Source organism: Streptomyces sp. NPDC048650 (assembly GCF_043199095.1).
Classification (GTDB): domain Bacteria; phylum Actinomycetota; class Actinomycetes; order Streptomycetales; family Streptomycetaceae; genus Streptomyces.
The window spans coordinates 496,063-508,280 of sequence record NZ_JBICVM010000003.1 but is presented as its reverse complement, the minus strand read 5'-3'; the positions used below and the strand labels follow the sequence as shown (position 1 = coordinate 508,280).

The window sequence follows — 12,218 nt, the reverse complement described above, 5'->3', positions numbered from 1 at the left end:
GGCCGCCTCCGATGTCCCGGAGGCGGCCCGTTGCCGTGTCGTCGTCCCGCTTACGTGGCGGTCTCGCCGTCCCCCAGCTGTGCACCCCCGAAGCGGCGGTCCCGCTTCGCGTACTCCAGGCAGGCTTCCCACAGGTTCCGACGGTCGAAGTCCGGCCAAAGAATGTCCTGGAACACCATCTCGGCGTAGGCGCTCTGCCAGATCAGGTAGTTCGACGTCCGCTGCTCGCCGGACGGGCGCACGAAGAGATCCACATCCGGCATGTCCGGGTAGTACATGTACTTCGCGATGGTCTTCTCGTTCACCTTCGACGGGTCCAGCTTTCCGGCCCGCACATCCGCCGCGATCGCCGCCGCCGCATCCGCGATCTCGGCCCGGCCGCCGTAATTGACGCAGAAATACAGCGTCATGGCGTCATTGTTCTTGGTCTGCTCCTGCGCGATCTGGAGTTCCTGGACGACGGACTTCCACAGTTTCGGCATCCGGCCGACCCAGCGGATACGGATACCGAGCGCGTCCATTTCGTCGCGGCGCCGCCGGATCACATCGCGGTTGAAATTCATGAGGAAGCGGACCTCGTCGGGCGACCGCTTCCAGTTCTCCGTGGAGAAGGCGTAGAGGGAAAGGTTCTTCACGCCCATTTCGATGCAGCCCTTGAGGACGTCGAGGACGACCCCCTCGCCGACCTTGTGGCCCTCGGTGCGCGGCAGGCCGCGCTCCTTGGCCCAGCGGCCGTTGCCGTCCATCACGACCGCCACGTGATTCGGGACGAGCTCGCCGGGAATCCTCGGCGGACGCGCACCGGACGGGTGCGGCTCGGGCGCCTCGTACTCGCGCCGGTTGCGCCCCAGAATGCCGCGTCGTGCCATGCGCCCCACGTCTCCTTGTATCCGTGTACCGGTGAATCTGTGCATCTGTGGATCTGTGTGTTCGTTGCGTCTGCCGAGGGTCGTGCGCCGCGTCACTTCTCCACGTACCGGAGGGAGCGCAGGCCCCGCTCCAGATGCCACTGGAGATATGCCGCGACGAGGCCGCTGCCCTCCCGGACATGCCGCGCCTCGCAGGCGTCCGCCGTCTCCCAGTCGCCGGTCAGCAGCGCGCTCAGGAGGCCGATGGCCTCCGAGGAGGGTACGACGCTCCCGGGCACCCGGCACTCGCCGCAGATCACTCCGCCGGACGCCACCGAGAAGAACCGGTTCGGACCGGGCATTCCGCACCGCGCGCAGCCGTCGAAACTCGGCGCGTAGCCGTTCACCGCGAGCGAGCGCAGCAGGAAGGCGTCCAGCACCAGGTGCGGCGCATGCTCGCCCCGCGAGAGCGTCCGCAGCGCGCCGACCAGCAGCAGGTACTGCTGAACGGCCGGCTCGCCCTCGTGGTCGGTGAACCGCTCGGCCGTCTCCAGCATCGCCGTACCGACCGTGTAGCGGGCGTAGTCCATGACGATGCCGCCGCCGAACGCCGCGATCGTCTCGCTCTGCGTGCACAGCGGCAGCCCGCGCCCGATCAGCTCGCCGCCCCGCGCGAAGAACTGCACGTCGACGTGGGAGAACGGCTCCAGCCGCGCCCCGAACTTCGACTTGGTACGCCGCACGCCACGGGCGACGGCCCGCACCCGTCCGTTGCCCCGGGTGAGCAGCGTGATGATCCGGTCCGCCTCACCCAGCTTCTGGGTGCGCAGCACGATGCCGTCGTCGCGGAACAGACTCATGCGGCCATTCTCCCGCATGGCCGCGGACGCCGGTCCCTCAGGCCCGCTCCCCGCGGCTGCGGGTGTTGACGTACGCGGTCGCCGCCCGCAGCCGCTCGACGGCGGTGGCGGGCCGGGCCGCGGCGGGCGCACACTCCCACTCCCGCCCGCCGCCGACCGGCCGCAGCCGGAGGTACGGACCCGCGCCGCCCCGCACCTGACCCACCCGCCCCGTACGCGTATCGACGACGTACGCGCCGGACGCCGGCGGCGCGAGGGCGGTCACCGGCCGCCGTCCAGGGCCCGCGCCAGCAGCCGGGCGGTCTCCATGTTGCAGCGCCCCAGTTCCACGAGCGGGTTCATGACCTGATGCGCGCACGACACCGGATCGGGGCAGAGCGACGGCAGCACGATTCCGGCCCGGGTGAGAGCCGCCTGCAATTCCGCGGTCACGGTTTCCACTTCTTCGATCGGGTCCATGATCGTCACGCCTTTCGGGGAGGGGTTTTCACTGTTCGCATTCACAGCGTGACGGTGCGGAACTAGAGTGGGCAATGACCCGGGCGCAGCAACTGCCCGGCAGGGAAAGGGAGTAGCCCATGGCCAATACTTCACGGCATGCGGCCTGGGAGTTCTGGGGCACGGAACTCAAACGCCGACGGGAGGACGCCGGACTGACCCAGGAATTACTGGGGCGCATGGTGTTCGTCTCCGGCGGCTACATCGGCCAGTTCGAGCAGGCCATCCGCAAGCCGCAGTTGGATGTTGCGGTGCGGATCGATGACGCACTACAAACCGAGGGTTTTTTCGAGCGGACCTGGCGCAAGTTGATCGATGATCGGCGCTATGCGGATTACTTTGCGAAGACGGCGGAGCTGGAGCCACTGACCACCAAGATCTGCGACTTCGAGTCGATGATCGTGCCCGGCCTGCTACAGACGGCGGCGTACGCGAGCGCCATCATGCTCACGGGCAATCCGTTCGCACCGGACGAGTACGTCGAGGAGAAGGTCCGCGCCCGACTCGACCGGGCGGTCATCCTCAAAGACGCCACACGCCCCGGGTATTGGCCGATTCTGCACGAGGCCGTGCTGCGTGTGCCGGTGGGCGGCTCGGCAGTAATGGCTGATCAACTGGAACACATCGCGCGCCTCGCGCGAGAGCGGAAGATCCTGCTGCAGGTGCTCCCATTAGCGGCCGGGCCGTACCCCTTCATGGGCAAGATGCTGACGCTTCTGGAGTTCGATGACGCACCACCAGTCGCCTATACAGAGGGCGTGTATTCCGGGAACCTTCTGGACGATCCAGCCATAGTGAAGCGCGTACGAGAGGGCTACGATCTGATTAGGGCCGCCGCCCTGCCCCCGGAGGCGTCCCTCCCCCTGATCGAATCGGCGGCTGAGGACTACAGACAATGTGCGAGTACGACCTGAGCGCCGCTCAGTGGCGCAAGAGCAGTTACAGCGACCACAACGGTGGTAGTTGCGTAGAGGTCTCCGACGCCCTCCCCGGCGTCGTCCCCGTCCGGGACAGCAAGGACCCGTACGGACCCGCGCTGGTGATTCCGGCCACAGGCTGGACCGACTTCGTGAGTGCACTCAAGTCGGGCACCTTGCACGGTAGTTAACAACTCATCAAAAAACCTTCACGGCCCCGCCATCGCCTCCACGATCGCGGGGCCGCAACACGTATTCGTCCATGCCAGATCAGGCGGAACGCGACCTTCTACATTTCTCACACCGGCATTGACGAGGGCCTCACAGGACGTCAGGTGGCCGGTAGCATCGCGTGATGATCGGCAACACATCGCTGTGAACTGCCGGTCGCCATATTTCCCCACCCGAGGATCCCGATGACATCCATACCCGAGGCGCTGTTGTGGTGCCTCAGCGCTGGAACGGCCGCCGCCTTGGTGCTCGCGGCTTTTGTGATCCGCGCGAGGATGAACAGCGCCGCCTTGAGACAGAGCCTCGGCGCGGCTGAGGAGAAGAACTCCGCCTCGCTGCACGCCAACACCGAGCTGACGGCCCGGCTGCGGGCGACCGAGGCCGAGATCCGGCATCTGGCGGGGGCCCGTCTACCCGACCTGACCCTGGCACTGGCACACCCGCACGTGCCCGTACGGGGGCTGCTGGACTCGCGGTTCGCCGGGTCGGACACCGATCAGGCGTTGAACGCCGTGCTGGAGCAGATCGCCGAGGCCGTCACCAAGGAGCGCGAGCGGGTCGACGCGGCCGCGCAGTCCACGCTGCGCGGCGCGACCACCACCATCCAGGCGCTGCTCTACCAGCTCCAGACGCAGCTCCAGGGAATGCAGCACCGCTACGACGATCCCAACGTCGCCCAGGACCTGCTCTCGGCGGACTTCCTCAACGAGCAGGCGCTGCGGCGCATTCAGGCCACCGGTGTCGTCTGCGGCGCCTGGCCCGGCCTGACCCGTGAGGACTCCTACCTCGCCGAGCTGGTCGTCGGCGCCACCTCCCGGCTGCGCGGCTACGAGCGCGTCCAGGTCACCAACCAGCTGCGCGACCCGATCGCCGTCGTCGCCCGCGCCGTCGAACCGATCGCGATCACCATCACCGAGCTGCTGGCCAACGCGCTGCACCACTCCCACCAGGAGCTGCCCGTCAGCGTCACCCTCCAGCAGGGCAACCGCGGCGCCTCGGTCATCATCGACGACTACGGCGTCGGGATGCACGAGGAGGAGCTCAAGAACGCCACCAAACTGCTGTCCGGCGACGAGAACCTGCTGCTCACCCAGCTCGGCGACCCGCCGCGCTCCGGTTTCGCGGCGGCCGGCCAGCTGGTCCGGCAGTACGGCTACCGGGTGCACGTCGAAGCGTCACCGTACGGCGGTGTGCGCGCGATCGTGTACGTCCCCGGCGACCCCCTGCTCACCATCCTCGACGAGAGCCAACAGCCCATGTCCGTGATGGCGCCGATCCCGCATCGGTCCAATGCGCAGGACCGGGGCACGCTGCCGACCCGCAACCCGAGTCACGCCGCGCCCCAGACCCCGGCCCCCGCTCCCGCACCCACACCCGCACCCGCCGCCTCCGCGCCGTCCTCGCCGCCGGCCCCCGACCCGGCGGACCTGTTCGACAGCGGCCCCCTCACCGGTGCGGCGCCGGCCGCCGAGCCCGCTCCGGCGCCCGCCGCCGAGGAGCCCGACCTCCCGCGCCGGCGGCGCCGTAAGCCGGTGTCCGAGCTCGACCAGGACATGCCGCGCTCCGAGCCGCAGGCCGCGCGCACCCCGGAAGAGACCGCCTCGCGCTGGGCCGCGCTCCAGCACGGCACCGAGTCCGGCCGGGCCGCAGTACAACAGTCACAGCCCCCTCGCAGTCCCGAAGGGAATCCCCAGTAATGAACACCCCCACCCCCGCTCGTCGCCGTAGCATCGAGGACAAGTCCTGGGTGCTGGCGCCTCTCCTGGAGCTGCCGCATGTTATCCACGCCGCCGTCATCTCCGGCGACGGGTTCATCGAGGGCTCCTCGCCGGGCCTGAAGCGGGACGCCGCCGAGGGCGTGGCGGCCATGATGTCCGCGCTCCAGGGCGCCGGCCGAGCGGTCACCGCGGCGTTCACCGAGCAGAACGACGCCAAGCTGCGGCAGACCGTCATCGAGTCGGAAGAAGGCTGGGTCTTCGCGATCCCGGCCGGCGAGAACACCTGCCTGGCCGTCTTCGCGGCGCCCGAGGTCAACATGGGCGTGGTCGCGCACCACATGCAGGTCCAGGTGTCCACCCTGGGCAGCAAGGTCATGAACAGCCCGGCGCGAGATCTCGGCAACTCCGCATGACCCCCCGCCAGAGCAACAGGCGCCTCGTACCGGCCTATCTGGCCACCGGCGGCCGCGCCCGCCCCAGCCGCAACACCCTCGACCGGCTCTCCCTGCTGCACAGCGCGGACATGCCGGTCACCAGTGAGGTCCGCCCTGAAGAGCGCCGCATCCTGGAACTGTTGCAGCCGGGAGCACTGTCTCTGGCGGAGGTCGCCGCCCACCTTCACCTGCCCGTCAGCGTGGTGAAGGTGCTGGTGGCCGATCTCGTCGATGCCGGGCGGCTGTTCGCCCGTGTCCCCATTCCCGAAGCCGAGCAATTCGACCGGCAGATCCTGGAGAGGGTTCTCGATGGACTCCGCTCTCTCAAGTCCTAGCACCGGCAGCATGTACCTGTCCGGCGCCGACCAGACACTCGTCAAGCTCCTGGTCGCGGGGCCGTTCGGAGTCGGCAAGACCACGCTCATCCGGACGTTGTCCGAGACCCCGCCGCTGCACACCGAAGAGGTCATGACGCAGACCGGCGCGATCGTCGACGATCTCGCCGGGGTCCGCGACAAGACCACCACCACCGTCGCGATCGACTTCGGGCGCCTGACGCTGCCCGGAGACCTGGTGCTGTATCTGTTCGGCACCCCCGGGCAGAAGCGCTTCCGCCCCCTGTGGTCGGACATCGCGCGCGGCGCCCTGGGCGCCCTCGTCCTCGCGGACACCCGCCGGCTGGCGGACTCCTTCGAGGTGATGGACATCGTGGAGGAGGCCGGGCTGCGCTACGCCGTCGCGGTCAACGCCTTCCCGGACGCGCCCCATTACGACGTGGACAAGCTCCGGGAGGCGCTCGACCTGCACCCGGACACGCCACTCGTGCTGTGCGACGCCCGGGACCGGGAACAGTCCGTCGATGCGCTGATCTCGCTCGTGACGCATGTGCTGGCCCACACGCCACAGGAATCCCCGTAGGGCGCACATATTCCGTGACCGCCCAGGAAAGCCAGTGAGGGCCAGGAAGACCGTCCAGGGCCCACGGACGTCGTGACGCCCGGGACGGCCGCCCCGTGACCTCCCCCTCCCAGTACCAGGAGAACTCGTGACTTCCCCGCACCCTCCCGGTGCCACCCCGCCGCCGGGCTGCCCGGCACACGCCCACGGCGGCCCCGACGCCGCAGATGTGCCGCACCCCGGCCCCGCGCTCGGGCGGCCGGACCCCTACGCGCCCCTGCGGCTGTACGGGCCGGAGTTCGCCGCCGACCCGAACCGCTTCTACGACCACCTGCGCCAGTACGGGGCGCTGGCGCCGGTCGAGATCGCGCCGGACGTGACGGCGATGCTGGTCATCGACTACCGGGCCGCGCTGGACCTGCTGAACGACACCGCCACCTGGTCCAAGGACCCGCGGGACTGGCAGCGGACGGTGCCGGCCGACTCGCAGGTCATGCCGATGCTGGGCTACCGCCCCAACGCCCTCTACAACGACGGCGAGACGCATCGGCGCTACCGGCAGGTCATCTCCGACAGCTTCGAACTCGTCGAGCCGCACATCCTGCGCCAGAAGGTCCGGCACGCGGCGGACACCCTCATCCAGGCGTTCGGCGCGAACGGCGAGGTCGACCTCATCGGCGAGTACGCCCGACTGCTGCCGCTGATGATCTTCAACGACCTGTTCGGGATGCCCGACTCCTACAGCGAGCGGCTGATCTCGGCGATCGGCGGGATGATGGAGGCCGCCGACCCCGAGGACGCCGCCACCGCGGACGCCGCGTTCACGAGCTACATCATGGAACTGATCGGGGCGAAGAAGGCCCAGCGCGGGCCGGACCTCACCTCGTGGTTCATGGACCACCCCAACGGGCTGTCCGACGAGGAAGTGATCCCGCAGATCATCCTGACGATGGCCGCGGGCAACGAACCGCTCACCAACCTCGTCGGCAACGCCCTCTCGCGGATGCTCTCCGACGACCGTTACTACAACACCCTCTCCGGCGGCGCCCTCACCGCTCAGGACGCCATCAACGAGGTGCTGTGGAACGACCCGCCGATGACCAACTACTCGCCGCACTACGCCCGCCGTGATGTGTTCTTCCACGGCACCTGGGTGCGGCAGGGACAGTTGGTCCTCGTCTCCTACGCGGCCGCCAACGGACAGTTCGGCGTCACGACGCTGGACCAGACCCGAACCGGCGGCGGCTCCCACCTCGCGTGGGCGTCGGGACCGCACGCCTGCCCCGTGCAGCGGCACGCGCTGGTGATCGCGACCACCGCGATCGAACGGCTCACCGCCTGGCTGTCGGACATCGAGCTCGCGGTGGTGCCGGAGCAACTGGTGTGGCGCCCCGGTGCATTCCACCGTGCACTCGCAGCTCTTCCGGCACGTTTCACCCCCATCACCCCCGATCAGGCAGGAGCCACCCCATGGGACAGCAGCCCGTCGTCATCGACCCGACCGGAGCCGACATCCACGGAGAGGCAGCCCGCCTCCGCGAGCTAGGCTCCGCGGTCCTCATAGAGATACCCGCCGGTGTCCACGCCTGGGCCATCACCCAACACACGCTCCTCAAGGACCTGCTGACCGATCCCCGGGTCTCCAAGGACCCACGCAAGCACTGGCCTGCCTGGCAGCGCGGTGAGTACCAGGACAGTTGGCTGCAGACCTGGGTCGGCGTGACGAACATGTTCACCGCCTACGGCGCCGACCACCGTCGGCTGCGCAAGCTGATCGCCCCGGCGTTCACCGCGCGCCGCACCGACGCGATGCTGCCCAGCGTCGAGCGGATCACCCACGCGCTGCTGGGCGAGCTCTCCGCCACCCCGGCCGGCTCGGTCGTCGACCTGCGCGCGGGCTTCGCCCACCCCCTGCCCATGCAGGTCATCTGCGAGCTGTTCGGCGTGCCGGGCGACGAGACCCGGATCGAGCTGTCCCGGCTCTCCGACGCGATCATGGACCCGACGCTCACCCCCGAGCAGGCCGGCCGGACGGCCGTCGACGTCCACACGCTGCTCGGCAAGCTGGTCGCCCTCAAGCGGGAGACCCCCGGCGACGACCTGACCAGCCTGCTGGTCACCGCACGGGACGACGACGGCGAGCGGATGAGCGAGCAGGAGCTCATCGACACCCTCCTGCTGGTCATCGTCGCCGGTCACGAGACCACCGTCGACCTGATCGGCAACGCGGTGCACGCCCTGCTGACCCACCCCGACCAGCTCGAACTCGTCCGCTCCGGCAAGGCCTCCTGGAACGACGTCATCGAGGAGACCCTGCGCTGGGACCCCAGCATCGCCAATCTCCCGCTGCGCTTCGCCGTCGAGGACATCGAGATCCCCGGCGGCCCCACCATCCGCAAGGGCGACGCGATCCTCCCGTCGTACGTGGCCACCGGCCGCGACGCCGAGCTGCACGGCGCCACCGCCGCCGAGTTCAACATCCAGCGCGCCGGCCAGGACCACCTCTCCTTCGGCTACGGCGTCCACCACTGCCTGGGCGCACCCCTCGCCCGGATGGAAGCCCGCATCGCCCTGCCGGCGCTCTTCGAGCGCTTCCCGGACCTGCAGCTGGCCGTCCCGACCGAGGAGCTGGTGCCCATCGAGGGCTTCATCTCCGGCGGCTACCGCACCCTTCCGGTCCGGCTGACGCCCGCGTCGGACTGACGTATATCGCGAAGTTCACCGTCACCACCCCCGTAGTTCCTTCCTCATAGCTCACACGCCAAGGCCGGCCGCTCGGTTTCCCCGAGCGGCCGGCCTTGGTGTGCGTGGTGTGCGTGGCGTGCTTGGCGTGCGCCGGGCACGGCCCCGCTCGCGGCCTGGAGGGGCCTCTCAGGACGGTGTCCGGGCCGACGCCAGCAGCCGGTTGACGTCGTCGGGCCGGAGCATCAGCGCCGCGCCGACGGTCGTCAGGACCTCGCGTTCGGCCGGGGTGTAGGAGCCGTCGGCGAGGGCGATCCGGGCGCCTTGGACGAGCAGCGATTCACGGCCGGCCGGGGCGAGATGGGGCGCCAGCGGTTCCAGGGACTCGTGGAGCTCTATGGCCAGCGCCGTGCCGCACGGGTCGAGGCCGTGGTGGCCGCACCCGGCGCCGGTCAGCGCGTCGTAGGTGCCGGTCAGCCGCCCGGTGTCGGCGGCAAGCGCGGCGAGCAGGGTGAGCAGCTGGTCCTCGGAGCAGTCGGCGAACCCGGAGGCGCGGACCGTGGTGACGGCGGTGTCCCGCACGGCCCGGGACGAGGTGCCGCCGGCGGCGAGAAGGGCCAGCGTCATGGTGTGGACGGCGTCCCGGAGCATCGCCGAGAGCCGGACGGTGGTGGGGTGGTCCAGCGCGTCCAGGCCGAAGTGGCCGTGGCAGGCGGAGCATTCCAGGACGGGGCCGGCGGCGCCGCGCGCGAGGAGGGGAATGCCGAGGAGCGTGAGCCGGCGGCGGCCCGACCGGCGGAGGTAGTTGCGGTCCCCACCGCAGTCCGGGCAGAAGAACTCTCCGTCGGCGACGGTACGCCAGGACGTGCGCACGCCCATCACACACATCTTGTGCATCACGTCAGCCCTCCGTATTTCCCGCGCAGCCTCAAGGGCACGGGAGATACCCTCACGGCTCCGGCGCCACTTGGGACGTGATGTTAGCCACATCATTGATGCGCCGTCAGTACCTCGACCCCGACAACTGGCCGGATGCCGGGGGCCGCGCCCCTGGGAAGGGGTGGCGCCGGGCGCCCGTCGGGGCCGGGCCCGGCCCCGCTCCCCGGGGCGTTGCCGCCGGTGGCCGGGTGCCCGGCGGGACGCGGTGCGGGCTCCTGGGCGGCGGGGAACACCGGGGGCGGAGAAAGCCGCGGGCTTGGCCGGAACGAACGGGTCGCGGCCTGTCCGCGGCGGTCGCACGGCGCCCCCGCGGCTCCTTGGGAGCTGCGGGGGCGCCGTACCAAAACCGGTTCGGGTCAGCGCGCCGAGCGGTTGACCGCCGAGACGACCGCCTTGAGGGAGGCGCGGACGATGTTCGCGTCGATGCCGACGCCCCACAGCACCTTGTCGCCGATCGCGCACTCGATGTACGCGGCGGCCTGCGCGCCGGCGCCCTCGCTCATCGTGTGCTCGACGTAGTCCAGCAGCCGGACGTCCACGTCGATGGCGTGCAGCGCGTCGAAGAAGGCGGCCAGCGGGCCGTTGCCGGAACCGGTCAGGACCGCGTCGTCGCCGTCGACCACGGCCTCGACGGTCAGCGCGTCGGTGCCGTCGCTGGTGGACGAGGTCTGCGCGGAGCGCAGCGCGATCCGGCCCCAGGCGTTGTTCGGGGTGGGCAGGTACTCGTCCTGGAAGGCGGACCAGATGGCGGTCGGGGTGACCTCGCCGCCCTCGGTGTCGGTCTTCTCCTGGATGATCCGGGAGAACTCGATCTGCATCCGGCGCGGCAGGTCCAGCTTGTGGTCGTTCTTCAGGACGTAGGCGATACCGCCCTTGCCGGACTGCGAGTTGACGCGGATGACGGCCTCGTAGGAACGGCCGACGTCCTTGGGGTCGATGGGCAGATACGGGACCGCCCACTCGATGTCGTCCACGGTCTTGCCGGCGGCCCTCGCCTCGGACTCCATGGCGTCGAAGCCCTTCTTGATGGCGTCCTGGTGGGAGCCGGAGAAGGCGGTGTAGACCAGGTCGCCCGCGTAGGGGTGGCGCGGGTGGACCTCCATCTGGTTGCAGTACTCGGACGTGCGGCGGATCTCGTCGATCTGCGAGAAGTCGATCTGCGGGTCGACGCCCTGGCTGAACAGGTTCATGCCCAGGGTGACCAGGTCGACGTTGCCGGTGCGCTCGCCCTGGCCGAACAGGCAGCCCTCGATGCGGTCCGCGCCGGCCATGATCGCCAGTTCGGCGGCGGCGACGGCGGTGCCGCGGTCGTTGTGCGGGTGCACCGACAGGCATACGTGCTCGCGGCGGGACAGGTTGCGCGACATCCACTCGAAGCGGTCGGCGTGTGTGGAGGGCGTCGAGCGCTCGACGGTGGCCGGCAGGTTCAGGATGATCTCGCGGCCCTCCTCGGGCTGCCAGACGTCGCAGACCGCCTCGCAGACCTCCAGCGCGAAGTCCAGCTCGGTGTCGGTGAAGATCTCCGGGCTGTACTGGTAGCCGAAGGCGGTCTCGTCGCCCAGCAGCTTGTCGGCGTACTCCATCACCAGCCGGGTGCCGTCCACCGCGATCTGCTTGACCTGGTCCTTCGAGCCGCGGAAGACGACCCGGCGGAAGACCGGCGCGGTGGCGTTGTACAGGTGCACGGTGGCCCGGCGGGCGCCGCGCAGCGACTCGACGGTGCGCTCGATCAGCTCCTCGCGCGCCTGCGTCAGGACGGAGATCGTCACGTCCTCGGGGATGGCGCCCTCTTCGATGATGGAGCGGACGAAGTCGAAGTCCGTCTGTCCGGACGAGGGGAAGCCGACCTCGATCTCCTTGTAGCCCATGCGCACCAGCAGGTCGAACATCTCGCGCTTACGCGCCGGCGACATCGGGTCGATCAGCGCCTGGTTGCCGTCCCGCAGGTCCGTCGACAGCCAGCGCGGGGCGACGGTGATGCGGTTGTCGGGCCAGGTGCGGTCGGGGATCTCGACGGCCTCGTAGCGGCCGTACTTGTGGATCGGCATCCCGGAGGGGCGCTGTCGCTGCGTCGCGGCCGTGATGGGGGTGCGGCGGCCGACGGCGTTCTCGGCGGGGCTCGACGGATTCGTCATGGTGCGTAGGGCTCCTCGTGTGTCCGCTGGGGGGTCCTCCCGGCTCCGGAGGAGCTCGG

General features: G+C 69.8%; 14 protein-coding genes. 8 read left to right on the top strand and 6 right to left on the bottom strand.

Going from position 1 to position 12,218, the window contains the following annotated elements; genetic code table 11:
* Window positions 1-50 precede the first annotated feature (50 nt).
* The 4 genes from ACGFML_RS11570 to ACGFML_RS11555 form a co-directional block, all read right to left on the bottom strand.
* A complete protein-coding gene (locus ACGFML_RS11570; protein ID WP_393542457.1) occupies window positions 51-869 on the bottom strand; it encodes an isoprenyl transferase in 819 nt (272 codons plus the stop codon).
* A 92-nt stretch (window positions 870-961) separates the two neighbouring features.
* Window positions 962-1,708: a DNA repair protein RecO gene (gene recO / locus ACGFML_RS11565; protein ID WP_393542455.1), complete on the bottom strand. Its 747-nt coding sequence runs from the start codon at window positions 1,706-1,708 to the stop codon at window positions 962-964.
* Between the two features lie 37 nt (window positions 1,709-1,745).
* Window positions 1,746-1,973: a hypothetical protein gene (locus ACGFML_RS11560; protein ID WP_393542453.1), complete on the bottom strand. Its 228-nt coding sequence runs from the start codon at window positions 1,971-1,973 to the stop codon at window positions 1,746-1,748.
* Window positions 1,970-2,167, bottom strand: a complete 198-nt coding sequence (locus tag ACGFML_RS11555) for a hypothetical protein (protein ID WP_393542451.1) — start codon at window positions 2,165-2,167, stop codon at window positions 1,970-1,972. Before ACGFML_RS11555 ends, ACGFML_RS11560 begins: the two co-directional genes overlap by 4 nt.
* A gap of 119 nt (window positions 2,168-2,286) precedes the next feature.
* Here ACGFML_RS11555 and ACGFML_RS11550 point away from each other — a divergent pair, with 119 nt between their 5' ends.
* The 8 genes from ACGFML_RS11550 to ACGFML_RS11515 all read left to right on the top strand — a co-directional run bounded on the left by ACGFML_RS11550 (window position 2,287) and on the right by ACGFML_RS11515 (window position 9,106).
* A complete protein-coding gene (locus tag ACGFML_RS11550) occupies window positions 2,287-3,120 on the top strand; it encodes a Scr1 family TA system antitoxin-like transcriptional regulator (protein ID WP_393542449.1) in 834 nt (277 codons plus the stop codon).
* The gene (locus ACGFML_RS11545; RefSeq protein ID WP_393542447.1) at window positions 3,102-3,314 is read left to right on the top strand and encodes a DUF397 domain-containing protein; all 213 of its coding nucleotides are present in this window, start codon (window positions 3,102-3,104) and stop codon (window positions 3,312-3,314) included. Before ACGFML_RS11550 ends, ACGFML_RS11545 begins: the two co-directional genes overlap by 19 nt.
* Before the next feature lie 225 nt (window positions 3,315-3,539).
* Window positions 3,540-5,051, top strand: a complete 1,512-nt coding sequence (locus ACGFML_RS11540; RefSeq protein WP_393542445.1) for an ATP-binding protein — start codon at window positions 3,540-3,542, stop codon at window positions 5,049-5,051.
* The gene (locus ACGFML_RS11535; protein WP_393542444.1) at window positions 5,051-5,485 is read left to right on the top strand and encodes a roadblock/LC7 domain-containing protein; all 435 of its coding nucleotides are present in this window, start codon (window positions 5,051-5,053) and stop codon (window positions 5,483-5,485) included. Before ACGFML_RS11540 ends, ACGFML_RS11535 begins: the two co-directional genes overlap by 1 nt.
* The gene (locus ACGFML_RS11530) at window positions 5,482-5,841 is read left to right on the top strand and encodes a DUF742 domain-containing protein (RefSeq protein WP_393542442.1); all 360 of its coding nucleotides are present in this window, start codon (window positions 5,482-5,484) and stop codon (window positions 5,839-5,841) included. The genes ACGFML_RS11535 and ACGFML_RS11530 overlap by 4 nt, the downstream gene beginning before the upstream one ends.
* 10 nt (window positions 5,842-5,851) lie before the next feature.
* Window positions 5,852-6,424, top strand: coding sequence for an ATP/GTP-binding protein (locus ACGFML_RS11525; RefSeq protein WP_393542440.1), 573 nt, complete (start codon window positions 5,852-5,854; stop codon window positions 6,422-6,424).
* A gap of 127 nt (window positions 6,425-6,551) precedes the next feature.
* Window positions 6,552-7,949 carry a cytochrome P450 gene (locus ACGFML_RS11520; RefSeq protein ID WP_393542438.1) on the top strand — a complete coding sequence of 466 codons (1,398 nt, stop codon included), beginning with the start codon at window positions 6,552-6,554 and terminating at the stop codon, window positions 7,947-7,949.
* Window positions 7,874-9,106, top strand: a complete 1,233-nt coding sequence (locus tag ACGFML_RS11515; protein ID WP_393542436.1) for a cytochrome P450 — start codon at window positions 7,874-7,876, stop codon at window positions 9,104-9,106. Before ACGFML_RS11520 ends, ACGFML_RS11515 begins: the two co-directional genes overlap by 76 nt.
* Window positions 9,107-9,274: 168 nt before the next feature.
* Here ACGFML_RS11515 and ACGFML_RS11510 read toward each other — a convergent pair whose 3' ends face one another.
* Together ACGFML_RS11510 and leuA are read right to left on the bottom strand one after the other, a co-directional pair.
* Window positions 9,275-9,982: a TerB family tellurite resistance protein gene (locus tag ACGFML_RS11510; RefSeq protein ID WP_393542736.1), complete on the bottom strand. Its 708-nt coding sequence runs from the start codon at window positions 9,980-9,982 to the stop codon at window positions 9,275-9,277.
* A gap of 398 nt (window positions 9,983-10,380) precedes the next feature.
* Window positions 10,381-12,159 carry a 2-isopropylmalate synthase gene (leuA, locus tag ACGFML_RS11505; protein ID WP_393542434.1) on the bottom strand — a complete coding sequence of 593 codons (1,779 nt, stop codon included), beginning with the start codon at window positions 12,157-12,159 and terminating at the stop codon, window positions 10,381-10,383.
* Window positions 12,160-12,218: the final 59 nt, after the last annotated feature.

Coding starts and splice junctions, on each gene's coding strand:
- ACGFML_RS11570 (WP_393542457.1), bottom strand. CDS start 869: ATGGCACGACGCGGCATTCTGGGGCGCAACCGGCGCGAGTACGAGGCG.
- recO (WP_393542455.1), bottom strand. CDS start 1,708: ATGAGTCTGTTCCGCGACGACGGCATCGTGCTGCGCACCCAGAAGCTG.
- ACGFML_RS11555 (WP_393542451.1), bottom strand. CDS start 2,167: ATGGACCCGATCGAAGAAGTGGAAACCGTGACCGCGGAATTGCAGGCG.
- ACGFML_RS11550 (WP_393542449.1), top strand. CDS start 2,287: ATGGCCAATACTTCACGGCATGCGGCCTGGGAGTTCTGGGGCACGGAA.
- ACGFML_RS11545 (WP_393542447.1), top strand. CDS start 3,102: ATGTGCGAGTACGACCTGAGCGCCGCTCAGTGGCGCAAGAGCAGTTAC.
- ACGFML_RS11540 (WP_393542445.1), top strand. CDS start 3,540: ATGACATCCATACCCGAGGCGCTGTTGTGGTGCCTCAGCGCTGGAACG.
- ACGFML_RS11535 (WP_393542444.1), top strand. CDS start 5,051: ATGAACACCCCCACCCCCGCTCGTCGCCGTAGCATCGAGGACAAGTCC.
- ACGFML_RS11530 (WP_393542442.1), top strand. CDS start 5,482: ATGACCCCCCGCCAGAGCAACAGGCGCCTCGTACCGGCCTATCTGGCC.
- ACGFML_RS11525 (WP_393542440.1), top strand. CDS start 5,852: ATGTACCTGTCCGGCGCCGACCAGACACTCGTCAAGCTCCTGGTCGCG.
- ACGFML_RS11515 (WP_393542436.1), top strand. CDS start 7,874: ATGGGACAGCAGCCCGTCGTCATCGACCCGACCGGAGCCGACATCCAC.
- ACGFML_RS11510 (WP_393542736.1), bottom strand. CDS start 9,982: ATGCACAAGATGTGTGTGATGGGCGTGCGCACGTCCTGGCGTACCGTC.
- leuA (WP_393542434.1), bottom strand. CDS start 12,159: ATGACGAATCCGTCGAGCCCCGCCGAGAACGCCGTCGGCCGCCGCACC.